At 50.6% G+C, this 15,956-nt stretch carries 18 protein-coding genes; 5 read left to right on the top strand and 13 right to left on the bottom strand.

All coding sequences use genetic code 11. From position 1 onward, the window contains the following. Positions 1 to 68: 68 nt before the first annotated feature. Positions 69 to 749, bottom strand: a complete 681-nt coding sequence (locus IJ22_RS07985) for an SOS response-associated peptidase (RefSeq protein WP_062408362.1) — start codon at positions 747 to 749, stop codon at positions 69 to 71. 193 nt (positions 750 to 942) lie between these two features. On the opposite strand from IJ22_RS07985, the gene IJ22_RS07990 reads away from it, so the two are divergent. Continuing rightward, a complete protein-coding gene (locus tag IJ22_RS07990; RefSeq protein ID WP_062408363.1) occupies positions 943 to 1,812 on the top strand; it encodes an aldose epimerase family protein in 870 nt (289 codons plus the stop codon). A 193-nt stretch (positions 1,813 to 2,005) separates the two neighbouring features. Here IJ22_RS07990 and IJ22_RS07995 read toward each other — a convergent pair whose 3' ends face one another. Then, positions 2,006 to 2,725: an NUDIX hydrolase gene (locus IJ22_RS07995; protein ID WP_235594286.1), complete on the bottom strand. Its 720-nt coding sequence runs from the start codon at positions 2,723 to 2,725 to the stop codon at positions 2,006 to 2,008. A gap of 66 nt (positions 2,726 to 2,791) precedes the next feature. On the opposite strand from IJ22_RS07995, the gene IJ22_RS08000 reads away from it, so the two are divergent. Next, the gene (locus IJ22_RS08000; RefSeq protein ID WP_054819838.1) at positions 2,792 to 3,049 is read left to right on the top strand and encodes a DUF2533 family protein; all 258 of its coding nucleotides are present in this window, start codon (positions 2,792 to 2,794) and stop codon (positions 3,047 to 3,049) included. A gap of 70 nt (positions 3,050 to 3,119) precedes the next feature. Here IJ22_RS08000 and IJ22_RS08005 read toward each other — a convergent pair whose 3' ends face one another. Continuing rightward, on the bottom strand, positions 3,120 to 3,680 hold the full coding sequence (locus IJ22_RS08005; RefSeq protein WP_062408364.1) for a hypothetical protein: 561 nt from the start codon (positions 3,678 to 3,680) through the stop codon (positions 3,120 to 3,122). Positions 3,681 to 3,783: 103 nt separating this feature from the next. On the opposite strand from IJ22_RS08005, the gene IJ22_RS08010 reads away from it, so the two are divergent. Next, a complete protein-coding gene (locus IJ22_RS08010) occupies positions 3,784 to 4,353 on the top strand; it encodes a hypothetical protein (RefSeq protein WP_062408365.1) in 570 nt (189 codons plus the stop codon). Here the strand turns inward: IJ22_RS08010 and IJ22_RS08015 are convergent. The 3 genes from IJ22_RS08015 to IJ22_RS08025 all read right to left on the bottom strand — a co-directional run bounded on the left by IJ22_RS08015 (position 4,350) and on the right by IJ22_RS08025 (position 6,304). Beyond that, positions 4,350 to 5,123 carry a (S)-benzoin forming benzil reductase gene (locus IJ22_RS08015; RefSeq protein WP_062410913.1) on the bottom strand — a complete coding sequence of 258 codons (774 nt, stop codon included), beginning with the start codon at positions 5,121 to 5,123 and terminating at the stop codon, positions 4,350 to 4,352. The genes IJ22_RS08010 and IJ22_RS08015 overlap by 4 nt on opposite strands. A 74-nt stretch (positions 5,124 to 5,197) precedes the next feature. Next, positions 5,198 to 5,722 (bottom strand): hypothetical protein, encoded by a 525-nt coding sequence (locus tag IJ22_RS08020; protein WP_062408366.1) that lies wholly within the window; start codon positions 5,720 to 5,722, stop codon positions 5,198 to 5,200. Between the two features lie 207 nt (positions 5,723 to 5,929). Then, positions 5,930 to 6,304 carry a helix-turn-helix domain-containing protein gene (locus IJ22_RS08025; protein WP_062408367.1) on the bottom strand — a complete coding sequence of 125 codons (375 nt, stop codon included), beginning with the start codon at positions 6,302 to 6,304 and terminating at the stop codon, positions 5,930 to 5,932. A gap of 360 nt (positions 6,305 to 6,664) precedes the next feature. Between IJ22_RS08025 and IJ22_RS08030 the strand changes: the two genes are divergently transcribed. Continuing rightward, on the top strand, positions 6,665 to 7,591 hold the full coding sequence (locus IJ22_RS08030) for a DMT family transporter (RefSeq protein ID WP_062408368.1): 927 nt from the start codon (positions 6,665 to 6,667) through the stop codon (positions 7,589 to 7,591). Continuing rightward, positions 7,591 to 8,505 carry a DMT family transporter gene (locus IJ22_RS08035; RefSeq protein ID WP_062408369.1) on the top strand — a complete coding sequence of 305 codons (915 nt, stop codon included), beginning with the start codon at positions 7,591 to 7,593 and terminating at the stop codon, positions 8,503 to 8,505. Before IJ22_RS08030 ends, IJ22_RS08035 begins: the two co-directional genes overlap by 1 nt. 55 nt (positions 8,506 to 8,560) lie before the next feature. Here IJ22_RS08035 and IJ22_RS08040 read toward each other — a convergent pair whose 3' ends face one another. From IJ22_RS08040 to IJ22_RS08070, 7 genes are all read right to left on the bottom strand, one after another. Further along, positions 8,561 to 9,043 carry a C40 family peptidase gene (locus IJ22_RS08040; protein WP_062408370.1) on the bottom strand — a complete coding sequence of 161 codons (483 nt, stop codon included), beginning with the start codon at positions 9,041 to 9,043 and terminating at the stop codon, positions 8,561 to 8,563. Positions 9,044 to 9,209: 166 nt separating this feature from the next. Beyond that, complete coding sequence (locus IJ22_RS08045; RefSeq protein WP_062408371.1) at positions 9,210 to 10,571, bottom strand: sensor histidine kinase; 1,362 nt, start codon at positions 10,569 to 10,571, stop codon at positions 9,210 to 9,212. Further along, a complete protein-coding gene (locus IJ22_RS08050) occupies positions 10,568 to 11,257 on the bottom strand; it encodes a response regulator transcription factor (protein ID WP_062410914.1) in 690 nt (229 codons plus the stop codon). The genes IJ22_RS08045 and IJ22_RS08050 overlap by 4 nt, the downstream gene beginning before the upstream one ends. Positions 11,258 to 11,358: 101 nt before the next feature. Next, entirely contained in the window at positions 11,359 to 11,907 is a 549-nt protein-coding gene (locus IJ22_RS08055) for a hypothetical protein (protein WP_235594287.1), read from the bottom strand. Further along, complete coding sequence (locus tag IJ22_RS08060; protein ID WP_062408372.1) at positions 11,907 to 12,203, bottom strand: hypothetical protein; 297 nt, start codon at positions 12,201 to 12,203, stop codon at positions 11,907 to 11,909. Before IJ22_RS08060 ends, IJ22_RS08055 begins: the two co-directional genes overlap by 1 nt. Before the next feature lie 76 nt (positions 12,204 to 12,279). Next, on the bottom strand, positions 12,280 to 14,583 hold the full coding sequence (locus tag IJ22_RS08065) for a thiamine pyrophosphate-dependent enzyme (protein ID WP_062408373.1): 2,304 nt from the start codon (positions 14,581 to 14,583) through the stop codon (positions 12,280 to 12,282). Positions 14,584 to 14,617: 34 nt separating this feature from the next. After that, the gene (locus tag IJ22_RS08070; RefSeq protein ID WP_062408374.1) at positions 14,618 to 15,622 is read right to left on the bottom strand and encodes a 2-oxoacid:acceptor oxidoreductase family protein; all 1,005 of its coding nucleotides are present in this window, start codon (positions 15,620 to 15,622) and stop codon (positions 14,618 to 14,620) included. Positions 15,623 to 15,956 lie beyond the last annotated feature (334 nt).

A 15,956-nucleotide genomic window follows, 5' to 3' on the forward strand; every position in this document is an offset into this window, starting at 1 on the left:
GGAAACCAGCCTTACTGAACCGGTTAGCATATTCCGGCCGATAAGGCTGGTTTTTATAAGTCCGCATGTTATTTCTTGATCATCATGGCGTATTTGGCCGGAGGCTCTTCAAGCAACTCCTCCGCCCCTTCATCGCCCGGAAGGCTTCGAGTCGGTTCAAGGTAAGCCTGCATGTCATCGGGTGCATAAGGCTTGAGCAGACTTTGCAGATAGTCCGGCTCTCCGTTCATAGCGGGATCAAGCCATGCATCGATATCACGCTCATTTAAAATGGCGGGCATCCGTTCGTCGTATTCATAAACGAGCCGGTTCGATACCGAAGTGATGACCGTGCACGTACGATACTCGCCTCCCCGGGCGTCTTTCCAAACTTCATACAATCCGGCCATGCCGAACGCACGTTTGTCGTTCATTTCAATCCGGACCGGCTGCCTGGCTTTCCCTTTCCGCTTCCATACATAAAAACCGTTGCCTGGAATGACGCAGCGCTGGTTGGAAAACATTTTGCGGTAGGCCGGCTTCTCGTGAATCACGGCACTGTCGGCGTTAACGGCATCCTTGGCCCAGAACGGGACGAGTCCCCAGCGGTGCTCCTCCAGCTTCCGCCCCTCCCGCTCGGCGATAATGACGGAAACAGGTTGAGTCGGTACGTTGCGGAAGCGCGGTTGATAGGGAAACATCACTTGACCGATTTGAAAACGATGCGACAGCTCCGAAAGGTCTGTAGTTAATAGGAAACGATGGCACATGAAGAACACCTCTTATGGGTTTTAGTTCCAGTATCTTCATGTATAAGAAAATTATGCGGCGCGGCCGCAACAGGTTGGCGAGTTCAACGCTTCAATCCGAGTTGAGCCCCGATCATGACAGAATAAATGGATGAATTTGGGCAAATTAAATAAAGGGTAAAATACACTGCGTCATTTGAGAGGAGGAACAGCGATGTCTGTATACGAAATCCGTACCTATACGGATACTTACCCCATCTATGAATTAATCGAAACGAACACCCGTTCGTGGTTCAAGATCGCCCCTGAGCGGGGCGGGATCGTAATCAGCTACGGAACCAACGGCGAAGAGCTTCTGTATTTGGACAAAGCGACCTTCGACGACCCGAACGCCAATATTCGCGGCGGGATTCCGGTGCTGTTTCCCATTTCCGGACAGCTTACGGACGGTGCTTATGAATGGAATGGAAAGCGGTATACGATGAAAAATCACGGGGTGGCGCGCACCCATCCCTGGCAGATCGAGCAGACGAGCACGCAAGACGGCGCCGCTATCACTTTGACGTTAAAAAGCAGCGAAAGCACGCGGGATTCGTATCCTTTTGATTTTGAGCTGAGGTTCACGTACCGGTTAAAAAACGGAAAATTAACGATTGAGCAAGAATATCGTAACGAATCGGACGAAGCTATGCCGATGTATCCCGGCTTTCATCCGTACTTTGCGGCCACCCGCAAAGCCATTGCTTACGAAACCGACGCGAGCCGTTACTATGATTATAATGACGGAACGGAGAAGCCCTATGAGGGAAAAGCGATCGATTTGGACCGGCTGCCGGAATCTGTCGTATTCTTGAATCCCCAAAAGCGGGAAATTACGTTCAGCCCGACGGAGGATCGCCGCATCCGCATGACCTATGGAGACGACTTTAAGTATGTGGTCTTGTGGTCCGTGGCTGGCAAAGATTTCGTCTGCGTTGAGCCCTGGATGGCCAAGACGGATGAGCTGAATCGGAAGCAGGAGCTGGTTCTCGTTCCTCCGAGGGGAACCCACAAAACCTTCCTGACCATTGAACGCAATCAGTGATTAACCAGGGGCAGGTTGGGGTGGTCATCCGCATGAGCATGCCAGCTTAGGCAGGCTCCCGCCTGCCCTCTGCCGCCCGTTTAGTCAAGGATTAGATAGGATTCGAGGTTAACTAACGCGGTTTTGTCGAAAATATCAGATAATTTGAAATTATTTATCGACTCGTGCGCTTGCCCGGGAAATGAATCCTTGTTTATTTCCCGGCCTCCGGGGAAATTTCCTGCCGGTGCTTCTCAATGGCCTGCAGCAGCAATTTGTAATAAGCTTCCGGGTGCGGTACGAAATCTTTCCGGTTAACCGTTCGTTCCACGGATTGCATCCGGCCCCTCTTCCGCGGGTCAGGCGACACGCCTTGAACGGTTGCCTCAAAGTCCGGTTCCGATGCCAGCTGGCGTACGTCGGCAAGACGAATACGATACAAGCCCGTGACTTCCTCCTCCTGCAGGCGGTAGTCCGTCAAAGGCCGGCTGCACGGGTAAAGAAATACATGACAAAACTCACGGTCTATGAGCTTTTCGGAAATGCGGTCTTCCTCCGGGAAAATACCGCACGAAAACAGCTTTTCAAACGGTACGCTTAAACCGAGCTCCTCTTCGAGCTCACGGACACCATCCTCCACCCTTTCTCCGGCGAGCAAATGTCCCGCGCATGAAATATCGAGCAAGCCCGGAAACGTCTCTTTATCCGGATGCCGTTCTTGAAACAACAATGCCCCCTCCCCTTCCGCATCGTCCCATATCCAGCACTGGAAGGTTTGATGCCATAAGCCTTTGGCGTGTGCTTCCGCACGTGTTGCCGTTCCAATAAGATTCATCGTTTCATCAAAAATATCCAAACGTTCACCGGACTTGTTTGCGTTCATATCGGTTCGTTCCCTTTCCGTCTGATGCGGCGCCTGGACGAGGATTGCCATGACGCTTTATCCTATAGTAAGATGAAAACGATTATAACGTAATGATAGAAGGAGCTGCAATGATCAATGAACGTCCATGAAGCCATTACCAACCATACCCGGAAGCAGCATGCCCACCTTGAGCGGTTTATCGAGCTGGAGAATGAGCGGGAACGCGCCATTGAACAAGCGGTTGCGCAGTGTGCCGCAGGTCTGCCTTTCAGCGTAGAGCCGATCAACGCGGTAACGGCCCTTATTAACAGCCATGCTCAAAAAGGGATCTCCCCTACCCGGATCTTCGTGACCGAAGAAATGGTACGTGAATTCGTGAAGCGCAAAGGCTAAAATATACCGGAAACATAACGCCGGGGGCGAGTACGTAATTGGGTATCCGCGTTTAGCGATATGTTGATGATCAGGGCCATCCGCCCCGTTCATACATTTCATTCATATCCATCGCGAATTGAAGCAAATGTTCAAGAAGAGCCCCCATGTCGTCCATGTGACTCTCGTCAATTTTGCTTGCTGAGGTGAGCTTGATCCGATAGCTGCCATGAAGGACCTTGCTGTCGGATTCAAGAGATGGCGGAAACAGCTCTTCCAGCCGCTCATATCGAATGAGCCATCCCTGCCCCCACAAGCTCGATACATATTCATGGATGTCCCGCAAGTGCTCCGAGAGCTCGGCCGGCATATCCAGTTGAAGCTCCAGCCCGGCTCCCGGGCGCTCCCCCGCTGCATGAAGTCCGCGCAGCTCCCCGGCAAAATCCGTTAATCCGCTATGTAGTGCAATGGTTGTCATAAAGCCGTCTCTGCCGCACTGCAGTACAAATTTCATCCGAAATGTTCGCCCCATCTTCGCCAAATCGACCAAATCTTCTCTTCCGACGACCCTGATCTTTCCTTCGGCGTCCAGATCGTATAAATGGCCTTCCAATACAACCTTCAAATTATCGTATATGGTTGGATCAAACAAAACCGTAAGCACCTCTCTTTTTTTCCGGCTTTTATGGAATAAATAGCTGCATTCTGTTGAAACTAGAATCGTTCCTATCCTGTCCTCAAAGGAGAGATTTTGCTTGAAACGCATAGCATCCCTGTTCATTACCGCATGCATCCTGCTCATTTGGCCTGCCTTTCCGTCTGCCGCGCAACCGGATTTGAGCAAGCTGCGGTTGCCCCACAAAAAGGTCGGTTCATACCAGGAGCTGATCCGTTCCGCAGACGTGATCGTATTCGGCCGCTTCGGCACCCGTACGGCTTCCTATCCTACCGGTGTCCCGATAGGATCGGGCCAGCTGGTCAATTATGTCCAGCCGCTGCGCGTGCTGCAAACCCTCAAAGGCCCGGCACAGCCTTCGGTCTCCGTGCTGACAGACGGCGTTGAGCCGCTGCCGAAGCCATCGGATCCATTGAATCTTACTTACACCGGACCGTTGGCTGAAGGGGAATACCTATGTTTTCTGCATAAGGTGCCCGGTACGAACCTATATTCGCTTATCGGCCCATGGCAGGGCCTGTACCCGGTACGGGACGGTAAACTGATTTCCTTACAGGAAGGCGGATTTCAACACTTCATGGGATTAACGGTCCCGAATGTGAAGAAGGTGGTGGATGATGTCGCAGCACAGCGCACCGGCGTGAATTAACGCGCCGGACCGGAATAATTGCGGACATCAATCACGTCCCCCTGGCCAAAGCCTCCTTTATCCAGTATGGATATAATCCGCTCGGCAGCTTCATCCGGCAAATATAATTTCCCGGATGCTTTCAACCCGATGAAACGGCCCACTTCCGGAAAACGTTGGGGGGCAGTCTTGCGAATTTGTTCCTGCATTCTGGTATCGACAACGCCCGGCGCTATGGAAACCAGCTTTACCGCACCTGGGACGTCCCCTTGCTCTTGTCCCGCGCACCGCGTCATCATATCGATCCCCGCTTTGGCCGTACAATAGGCACTCCAGCCGGAATACGGTTTTTTCCCCGCGCCGGAAGAGATGTTTACCACGGTTTTGGAAACGGTAACCGGCCAGGAGCCTGTCGCCCGGATAAACGCCGAAGTCAGCAGCATTGGAGCCAGCAGATTGATATGCAGATGGTCCGTCAGCTCCTCTGATCCGGCTTGTTCCAGCGGCATGATCGGATTCAGTACCCCTGCATTGTTTACCAAGGTGACGCTGGAAAGCTGCGATACATCGATCATGCCCATGATCCGTTCCATGAACGGCACAAGGTTTGGCGTCTCCCTTAAATCACAAAGATACTCTGTCAGAATAGCCCCCTTTTCTTTGGCATATTCGGTCAATGACTCATTAAGCGTCCGGGAGACCGATATCACCGAACGACCGGAGGCCAACAAACGTTTAGCCAGCGCTTCCCCAAGTCCGGAAGTGGTGCCGGTAATGATATACAATTGCATGGCGGCTTGATCTTTCCTTTCCTTAAGTATAGAAACACAAAAAATCCCCTTTTCGGGGATGCTGGCAATAACCGTTACGGCTTCATCCAATCGTCCGCCGTAATCCCGTCTTCCACTGCGAATTCGAAGTCGTACACATCGTAAACCTGTACCGGAATTTCGGCTTGAATGATTTTTTCCATCAGCTCAATTTGATCCGTCAGCACGGGTGCCTTTTCACGCAAAGAAGTAAGAACAATCTCCGTTTCGATCGGATCCAGGGCCTCGCCGTACTGCGCATTCTCAATCGAGTGAACGACGATAAAGGTCACCCGCTCGTTCACCGGAATCGGCGGACTGCTGCGCCAAGGCGCCTGAAGCGCGCGTTCGAGCTTTTTCTTATTAAACGGATCGTCAAAAAAGGCAATCAGCTCTCCGATTTTCTCTTTCACATGCGCATCGTCATCCGCCTCCGGCATCACCGGCTCCTTGCTGTCTTTCATTTCATATAGCTCCAATATACTTGAGTATGGGATTAAATATTCCACCGGCCGAGACGGTACCATTAACTCGCCGTAAATGGCTACCAGGACCGCTTCGATGACAAAGCGTCGGGACATGCTGCATTCCCCCTTTCTGTATGCATCCGTACGTTCTTGTCCCCTCCTTAATGTGATATCATAAATAGTTGGAAAAGTCCAATGAGGATGAACCCCATAAAGCCCCGTGCTTCATAATGGAAGCCGCGGAGCTTAGCGATTTGTCATGGATGAACCTGTTGTTTTCGGCGTTGTCGTGCTGCACCAGCGGGAGTTCGGAAGCAGCTCCTATTCATGATTACGGATGTAATTCTGAGGCGACGTACCTACAATCGATTTAAAATCACGGATAAAATGCGATTGATCGTAATAGCCTAATTCCGAGGACAGTTCAAGCCAATCCGGAGGGTCGCCTTGTTCCATCCGCTCCGCAGCATCATGCAGCCGATAGCGCCGGATGACCCACTTGGGGCTTACCCCCACATACCGATCAAATAATCGTTGGAGCGTTCGTTTATGCAGACCGGTTTGCCGCACCGCATCTTCCACTTTGATCAGGGTTCGGTCCTCCCGAATCGCGCTCGCAATGTCATTGACCAGCCCAACGTTCGGATCCGGCTCAGGCAGCCGCTCGAATATAAACGATTCCACGAGATTTACCATTCACTGCGCATCATCACGCTCAAGGATTTCCTCTTCCAACGGTTTGCTGTTTAGGCCAAATACATTCTGAAAGCCGACGGAGCTATGAAGACACCAAATCACATTGGCCCATGATATTGAGCAATATTAAGACATACGCTGAAACGGGCAAGACAATTGACTTTGGATTTTAATATTTAATGTTATTCATCTTCTAATGCCGCCTGATTATGGTGGCATTTTTCGTTTTTGCTTAAATTTAGGATCGATCTTTTCATATTTATAGAAGGAAGTGCTAGTGAGAATGAGCTGAATGGTGATATAATAGAAAAACGTTTTTCTGAAAAAGGATCGTCGTCTGAGAAAGGAGCTGAACTTCGAATGGTGAAAACCTTGTGGAAATCGCCATACATACTGCTTATCATCGCGACTTGCTTTTGGGGCGGTAATTTTGTTGTAGGCAAAACGCTCGTAACCGAGGTTCCTCCTTTTTTGCTGGCGCTAATGCGGTGGATCTTGGCCCTGCTCGTGATCCTCCCGTTCTGGGGGGCGGAATGCTGGAGATACCGCAAGCAGATTATGCAAAAATGGCGGATGACGCTGTTCCTTTCGCTCACAGGTATTGCCGGGTTCAATACATTAACCTATATTGCCGTACAATACACAGGCTCCATTAATGCATCGCTGATGAATGCGGCGACGCCTATGATGATCGTCGTCATTTCGTTGTTCATGCTGAAGGAACGAATCAACTGGAGCGTGCTTCCCGCGATTCTGCTCTCCCTGTTCGGCGTAATCTGGATCATTTCGCGCGGCAGTTGGTCGGCGATCGCAGGCCTCTCTTTTAACCGCGGCGATTTGTGGATGCTGGCTGCCATAGGTTGTTGGGCGCTCTACTCCGTAGGCATGAAAAAGTTTGCAGGCGAGCTGCCTGTGCATGCTTTGTTCGTGGCCACGCTGGTGATGGCATTGATCGTCCTTGTTCCTAGCTCGGTTGCAGAATGGATGATCCGCGGTTCCGAGATCGAGTGGACGGCCGGGCTTGTCTCCGGCGTGGTATTTATCGGTATTTTTCCTTCCCTGTTATCCTTTACGGCATGGAATGCGGCGATCGCCATGATTGGTCCGTCGCGCTGCTCCGGCTTTTTGAACCTGATTCCGCTGTTCAGTGCGATCTTTGCTACATTTTTCGCCGGAGAATCGATTCGTGCGTACCATCTGATCGGAGCCGTATTGATTATTACCGGTGTGTACTTTATGAACCGTCGGTTAAAACCGTCGTCTAAACGAATGGAGATTACAGCCTGATGAATGCCAAACCGCATGTACCTATGGCTTTACCGCTGCTGCTGCTCATCGGTATCGTGGCTATTTCTTTTTCGTCTATATTCGTGCGGTGGTCGAACGCGCCGGTATCCGTCACCGCTATGTACCGGCTCGTCCTAACTACTCTGCTCATGCTTCCTTTCTTATGGAAATATCGTGAAGAGATTCGCCGAATCTCGATTCGGGATTGGTTGGGGCTGGCTTTATCGGGGCTTGCGCTTGGGCTGCACTTTTTATTGTGGATGGGCTCGCTTAAGCTGACAACGGTAGCAAGCTCCACGGCCATTCTCGCCCTGGAGCCGGTTTTCGTCCTGATCGGAGCCTGCCTCTTCTTGAAGCAGCGGACCAACACGTTTGCAGTGATCAGCATGCTGATCGCAATCACCGGAGCCATCCTGATCGGCTACGGTGATTGGGGACTCACCGGGCCGGCGCTGCTTGGAGATCTGCTTTCACTTCTCGGCACCATCGCCGTCGCCATACATATGCTTATGGGCAAAAGCCTGTTGAACCGGGTTCCCGCTTTTCTCTACAGCTTCTTCGTGTTTGCCTTTGCTGCGGCGGTTCTTGCCGTCTACAATCTGGGACTTGGATTTAGCTTTACGGACTACGATGCGAAGGAATGGGGAATTTTCCTGCTGATGGCTGTCGTCCCCACCTTGTTCGGCCATTATCTGTTTAATTGGCTGCTCAAGTTTATGCGTCCGGAATCCGTATCGATGAGCGTACTCGGCGAGCCGCTCGGAGCTACCGTTCTTGCTTATCTGCTGCTGGGCGAAACTGTTACCTGGCTGCAGGCGGCCGCGGGAGTCCTGCTGCTGTTGGGCGTTTGGCTGTTTCTTCTTTCGAATGAAAAGCAGAACTCCCCTGAATTGCTTCATTCTCAAGTCAATTAAACAAAATGAAAACCTCCTTTGTCCGCAGACAAAAGGAGGTTTCAGTCGTTTCCGATTAAGAAACGCGACGCGCGGTCGTGTAATTTTTCTTCCACCAACCACTATTCAGATCGGAGATCGTCACTCCGGGCTTGCCATATGTGTGTATAAATTTACCATTGCCAATGTAAATTCCGACGTGGTGGATCGGTTTATAGAAGAAGACGAGATCGCCTGGCTTCAACTGGCTTTTCGGCACATACTTGCCGACCTTGGATTGGGCTTTGGAAGTACGCGGGAGCGTAATTCCATGCTTTGCAAACACGGTCTTCACAAAGGAAGAGCAGTCAAAAGTTCGGGTTTGGCCCATCTTTGCACCAAACTCGTAAGGCGTACCCAGATATTTTTGGCTTGTGGAAATAATGCTCTGTGCTTTCGATGCGGATACAGCTTCAACGGTGTTTACAGGTCCAGCCAATATACCGGTCGTAAGCAGCGCAGCGCTTAAGCTGACTGACATCATAAGACGTCCCCAGCGTTTTCCCATCAGGTTGTTCATCTGTAACGTCCTCCTTGAGTAAGTTGTGGCTGCTTGGCCATAACCTACTATAGCACAGATGAAAATCAGGGATATTTTCCCAAAGTTAGGCGATTCCTTGCTATGACTGGCTTTAGGCTTGATTATTAGAATTCAATGAGAATTCTCTCATGGTCTGCTCAGATTATTACGCTTCCTTTTCCTTCTTTAGCAGAGTTATGGTAACGGTCATCCCCTTCCCTTCGTCGCTGTCCAGCCGGATCGTACCCTGGTTCTGTTCTACGATCCGTTTGGCGATCGCAAGTCCGAGGCCCGATCCTCCCGTGCCCCGTCCTCGCGCTTTATCCACTCGGTAAAAACGCTCGAACAGCTGACCAAGCTCCCGCCGCGGAACCCCGATCCCCTCGTCCTTCACTTGCAATATAACCGTATTGGCTTCTTCTTTGCACACGATCGTTACAGGCTTTTTACTGTATTTAATCGCATTATCCAGAAGAATAATCAGCAGCTGCTTGATTTTTTCCTCGTCTGCCATGCAATAAAGCTCCTTGGAGGCGGATTCCACCCTAATCTCCCGCTTGAACGCAAGGCTCAGCTGTTCGGCTGTCGCATCAATCAAAGGCTTCAAATTGATATTGCGCAGCCGGATCTCGGGTTGACGTTCGATCTCCGCCATATGCAGCAGGGAGTCGATCAGACCTTTCAGACGGACGGTTTCCGAATGAATGGCGTCCAACGCTTCTTGACGAAGGGTCGGATCTTCTCCTCCCCACCGCCGAAGCAAAGACGTATAGCTTTCAATGACGGTCAGCGGCGTTCTCAGTTCATGGGAGGCATCGGAAACGAATTGTTTTTGCTTCAGGTCGTTTTCCTGCAGACTAAGGATCATTTGGTTGAAGGTTTTGCCCAGTCTTCCAAGCTCGTCATTTTTTGTTGTAAATTGTGAGCTTAGTTGAATGAACTGGCCCTTACTGCGGACGGTGTTCATCGTCTCGAGCAGCTGCCGGATCGGCCGTATGATGACCCGGGTGTAAAATACCCCTCCTACCAATGAAAACAGGAGGACGCTAACCGTGGTCACCATGAGCCCGGTAGCCAAGATTTCCATAAAATCTCCCAAGACGTCGAGCGCCTTTCCCAATTCCAGCAGCCCGATTTGAACGCCATTCTCTATAATAGGTACTTGTATGAACAACAACTGGTCAAGGCCGTTTTCAACGGTAAAATGGTAATCAGTCCGATAAACCGGCGGATGGGTTGCAAGCTGTTCGTTGGAAACGCTTTGGGCAGCGATGGCACCGGTTGGAGTGATAATCCGAATAAGTGAATCGGGGTCTTGAAACTCTTTGAGAAGATGTGGATTCGACCAATTTTCCGGAATTTTTATTTCAGGATTGCGGAGAATGATTTGCGCCTTGTTCCAAAGAAGCTCCACCTCGGCATCTGTGATTTTCTTCAGAATATAAAAATAAATAAAGTAATTAAAAAACAGCACGATCAACAGTATCCAGGCTCCGGTCATCAAAATCAATCTTGTGCGGAGACTCATGGCTCAGGCACCGTCAATTCATATCCGATGCCTCGCGCTGTTCGAATCAGCTTAGGCTGGTAGCCTTTATCGATTTTTTGGCGCAGATAGCGGATATATACGTCTACAATGTTCGTATCCCCGACAAAATCATATCCCCAGACATCGGACAAGATTTGCTCCCGGCTGACCACATATCCTTTGTGCTCGATCAAATATTGAAGAAGATCAAATTCCTTGGGGGTAAGCTCAATGGCGTTGCCGCCGCGCGTGACCTTACGCGCTACCAGGTCCACCTGCAAATCATCGACTTCCAGCACATTGCCCGAAGGCTTGGGATGACTTGTCATCTGAATGAGATTGCGGATTCGGGCAAGCAGTTCTTCGATGGCGAACGGTTTGGTGACATAATCATTCGCGCCTTGTTCAAAACCGCTGACAACATCCGGTGTGGCGTCTCTGGCCGTCAACAAAATAACGGGAACGCTCTGATCCGCCTGACGGATCCGTCGCAGCACCTCCAGCCCGTTCCACTCGGGAAGCATCACATCCAGCAGGATGAGGCTCCAGGAGTCTTCCAAAGCCAGTTTTACTCCCTCCTTGCCATCAAATGCGGTACCGACCCGGTATCCCTCATGCTCCAACTCCAGTCTCAATACCCGCGATATATGCTCATCATCTTCAATAATAAGAATGGAATCGGCCATACGTTCTCCATTGTTCTCGTCGTTTGGTTTCATCATGTCCAAGCGGTTCATTCTTTATTCCGCTCCGGCAAAAAAAAGAGCAATGATCCGCCTCTTAGCGGTCATTGCTCTTTTCCTGCGGATTCGGCCCGTTCACTGCCGAAAGCCATGATGACATGCTGAATTTTTTGCAGGCGAATATATTCGTTATTTTTCAAATCCGTTCGAAAATAAGCAAACATATAAGCGCCTTCCAGGAACGACAGGCCGGGATAACAGATTAAATCCGAGTTGGTATAGGGATTATCGAGAATAATCTGCCATTCTCCATCCCGTTGATCTGCCGGGACGGTTTCGAGAACCGTTTGCTTATAGGTGACGATAAGCTCATATTCATCCCAAATCTGCGCCCAAGCGGGACTGAATAGCTGCGGCTGCGGAAAAAGCTTCTTGGCCAATGTTACCAGACGGCGCATGTTCGCCATGTCGTTATCCTCGCAACGCTTCAACCGTTCGCGAAATCCATCGATAAACAGCCGAAATGACGTAAATCCGCCCTTTCGAATGGTGTCCTGAAAGGTGTTCAGTTCAGTCTCCGTGGTTGCGGCTTCAAATAAATCAAAAAGATTCGTATTCATCAGCTTTTTATTCCCCGTTCTTTGCGTCATCATTAGGCATCCCATGCGGAATGGACGGTCATATTCCCTTGCGGATCTAAACAAAGCCTGCGGGAAGGATCATTTTTCAGCTTTACATTAAAAAGCTTTAACCGGCCTTCGTTAACAGGCAGAAGCTGCCACAAGTCAAGATCGTCACGGCCGGTCATGGATAAGAAATCATCCTTTTCCCGTTCTGCCGCGCTCTCGTCATCCCAATGCTTGGCGCCGTAATAATCCAGATCATAGTTGTTTTTTTGAATGCAGGCTGCAATCTCGCCGGATTGGGTATGCCGAAGGACATATAGCAACGGACATCCCTCCATATTTATGGGATAAAAAGAAAAGCGCAAGCTCAATGAAGAGTTTGCGCCCTGAGCATGTGCCTTACAAGTAAGGATTTTCGTGCTTCGCCTTCAGACGGCTCCAGCGGCGTTCCACTTCGTTCTCGAACGATTGAAGCGCTTCGGCGTATTCGGGCTTGGTCAGGTGCTTCGTTTTGCCCATATTTTTGAGCCACTCGCCAACCGGAATCCGCTTGTTTTTCTCTTCCGGGTTGTACGTAATCGTCGTCACTCCGTTCTCTACTTCGTAGAGAGGGAAGAAACAGGAATTCACGGCCTGATCGATCAGCGTTTGACCGATTTGTTCCTCAGACAGCCAGTTGAGCGGACAGGTGATCAGGATTTTGCCGTATACCAATCCTTCATTCTGTGCATAATATTGCGCCTTAGCCGCTTTCTTCAGCAGATCCTGCGGGTTGGCTTCCGAACCGGTAAATACATAAGGAATATTGGTCGCCGCCATAATTTGCGGAGTATCCTTATGGTGGAACAGCTTGCCTCCTTGATGCTTGCCGACATTGGACGTAGACGTCCGATGTCCCAGTGGCGTAGAGTAGGACAGCTGAGCTCCCGTATTCATATATCCTTCATTATCGTATTCAAGAATGATCATTTTATGATTGCGCAGCGCGGCGCCGATCGCAGGTCCCATCCCGATATCCATACCGCCGTCCCCGGTGATCATAACGAATGTGAAATCGTCCGGAAGGTTCAAATACTCCAGCTCGCCGCGGCGTTTACGCTCCCAGAACATTTCCACCACGCCGGACAGCGTTGCCGCACCGCTCTGGAACAGGTTGTGGATATACGTCGCTTTGTGGGAGGAATAAGGATATCCTGTCGTAACAACCATCGCGCAGCCTGTATGGAACAAGGCTACGATATCGCCTTCAATCCCTTTGAAAAACAGTTCGAGACCGGAGAAAATACCGCATCCCGGACAGGCCCCATGGCCGGGAGCAAGACGCTTGGGCTTTTTCGTCAGCTGACGGATCGGAGGCACTTTGACTTTGAGCTGTCCCGTTTCTTCGTCTTTGTTGACGGTAATCAGGCCCGTTTTGAGATCCTCATACTTCATCGGCTCAAGAACACGTCTGGGCTTGTTGTTAGGATCGCCGGGCGTATGTCCGTAATAATCGAACGGCACGTCGACACGGCCCTTCTTCACCGCCTCGATGGCGAGCTCGAAGAACGCATGGCCGTCTTCGGCATAGAAATCTTTGCCGCCGAGTCCGTATATACGGCTGATGACCATCGTATCGCGGTTGCCGTGCGTGAAAAGCGCCGCCCTGATCTCCAGCGACATATTGCCGCCGTAAGCTCCGTAGGAATCGGCGCGGTCGCCGACCGTCACGGCTTTGACGTTTTTAAGCGCCTCCGCAATTTGCTTCTGCGGGAACGGGCGAATCATGTTCGGTGCAATCGACCCCGCTTTGATGCCTTGGGCGCGCAGCTGGTCGACAACGTCTTTAATAATTTCCGACGACGAGTTCATCAGGAACACGGCCACTTCCGCGTCTTCCATCCGGTAAAGGTCGAGGATCGGGTAATCGCGGCCCGTCAAGATTCTGTATTCTTTTCGGATACGGTCGAATACCTCTCCTGCTCTGTACATCGCCTCGGATTGCTGGTAACAGTTATTGATGTAGTCCGGCTCGTTCATGTAAGGCCCGACGGTAATCGGATTATTCCGGTCAAGCACGTGCGGGAACTGCTTCGGCTGCTCCCCGATAAAGGCATGAACATCGCTCTTATGTGCGAAGGTTTGTACGCGGCGCTTCTGGTGAGAAGTAAAGTAACCATCGGAGGCTACGATAACCGGAAGACGGACATCCGGATCTTCCGCCAGCTTGATTGCCATGATATTCATATCGTAAACGGCTTGCGGATCGCGGCACATCAGGATCGGCCAGCCGGTATTCAGCGCGTAGTACAAATCGGAATGGTCGCCGTGTATATTCAAGGGTCCCGATACGGAACGGCAAACCAGATTCATCACCATCGGAAAACGCGTTCCGGATTGAACCGGCATCTGCTCCAGCATGTATAGATAGCCGTTAGCGCTGGTTGCATTGAATACGCGTCCGCCTGCGGTGGAGGCCCCGTAACAAATCCCTGCGGACCCATGCTCTCCGTCTGCCGGAATGAGTTTGATGTCATGCTGGCCGTTAGCCTTCATCAAGTCAAGGAATTGCGCTACTTCGGTGGACGGGGAAATGGGAAAGTACCCCATCACATGATAGTTGATCTGGTGAGCGGCATAAGCGGCCATTTCGTTACCGGACTCATATACCATCCGCTGCTCTACCGTTCCTTGGCTGACCTCTTTATTGATTTCAATTGCCATATGCTTTCACCTCTCCCTGTTTATCGTAAGCTTGTCAGTTCGCCAAGACGAAACGATGCGGAACGCGATGCGCTTCAGCGTAGCCATCCGTCTCGCGATTCGCCGAGAGCGCTTCCGTCGGACAGGCAACAACGCACTTCAGACAGCCTTTGCAGTATTGGTAATCAATGCCTTGAAGGAACATTTGCGGACGGCCCTTCTTGTCGGGCAGTTCGTCCCAGACGAAGCAAAAGTCGGGACAGGCGGTATCGCAGGCCGCACAGTGAATGCATTTGTCCTCGTCAAAATGAGGCATCATTCCGTTCCGGGAAATACTCAGATCCTTCAAAATACTGTTGCCGGGATTGGTGACCATTCCGCCGATCGATTGCGTGGCATAGCCCAGCACCGGGATATCCCAACGCGTAGGCTTCGGCATTTCCGTCCCTTCCGGCAATGCGAAGGTTTGAAACTGCACCTCGTCGTAGCCGCGCTGGAATGTTCTAAGAGCCGGCTCCACCGCGCCAGGGTATTTTTTCTCTAGGGATTTGCGAATAATCCCCTTCATATGCTCGAAATCAAGGAATTCGCAGAGCCGGAACAAGCCGCCCAGCATCGCCATGTTAACGCGGTTTTTCTCCTCCAGCGCAATGCCGGTGGCATCGACCACGGCAACCGTACCGCCGATCAGCTTCATTTTCTCCTTCAATGCTTCGGGAGTCTTGGAGGAATTGACCAAAACCACGCTGTCTTGATAAATGCCGCTGACCACATTCACGGTTTTGGATAAATTTTCATGAAACACACCTACTACGTGCGGACGCTCAACCGGCGTGGTGTCGCGAATGTTCGTCTCCATATCGCAAAAACGAATATGCGCTTTAACTGGCGATCCTTTTTTCTCGGAACCGTAAGAAGAAAAACTGACGCCGTTAAAACCGCTTCCAACAACGCCTGCTTCTGCCAGCATCTTGCCCGCCAGATTCGCGCCCAGACCGCCGATGGATTCGAGCCGAATTTCAAAGAAGCCGAGTTCGTTCGTTTTCGGTAGAACCCTCATGAGTTCAACTCCCCTCGTAAAATTGAAAAGGTTTACAATTCCTACGAAAACAGTATATCAGTTTCTATTCTTCTCGCATAGAGTTTCCGGCAATTTTGTAAGCGTTTTTTGAAGAAAATCTAACATGAATACCAAAAAAATTTCCATATATTACAATTATGAACCACCGGTTTTATTGGTTACAGAGCAATTCGTCCCATTTTTTATTAAAATGAGCTGAAAATGAGGTTTTATATGAAACTATCTGTTATGAAACAGCATAATTCTGTTATAAAACATTACAAAGATGGTCATTCTTATGCGATCGGTACCTATGCCAAAACGTAATAACGCC

The organism is Paenibacillus naphthalenovorans, from assembly GCF_001465255.1.
Classification (GTDB): Bacteria; Bacillota; Bacilli; order Paenibacillales; family NBRC-103111; genus Paenibacillus_G; species Paenibacillus_G naphthalenovorans.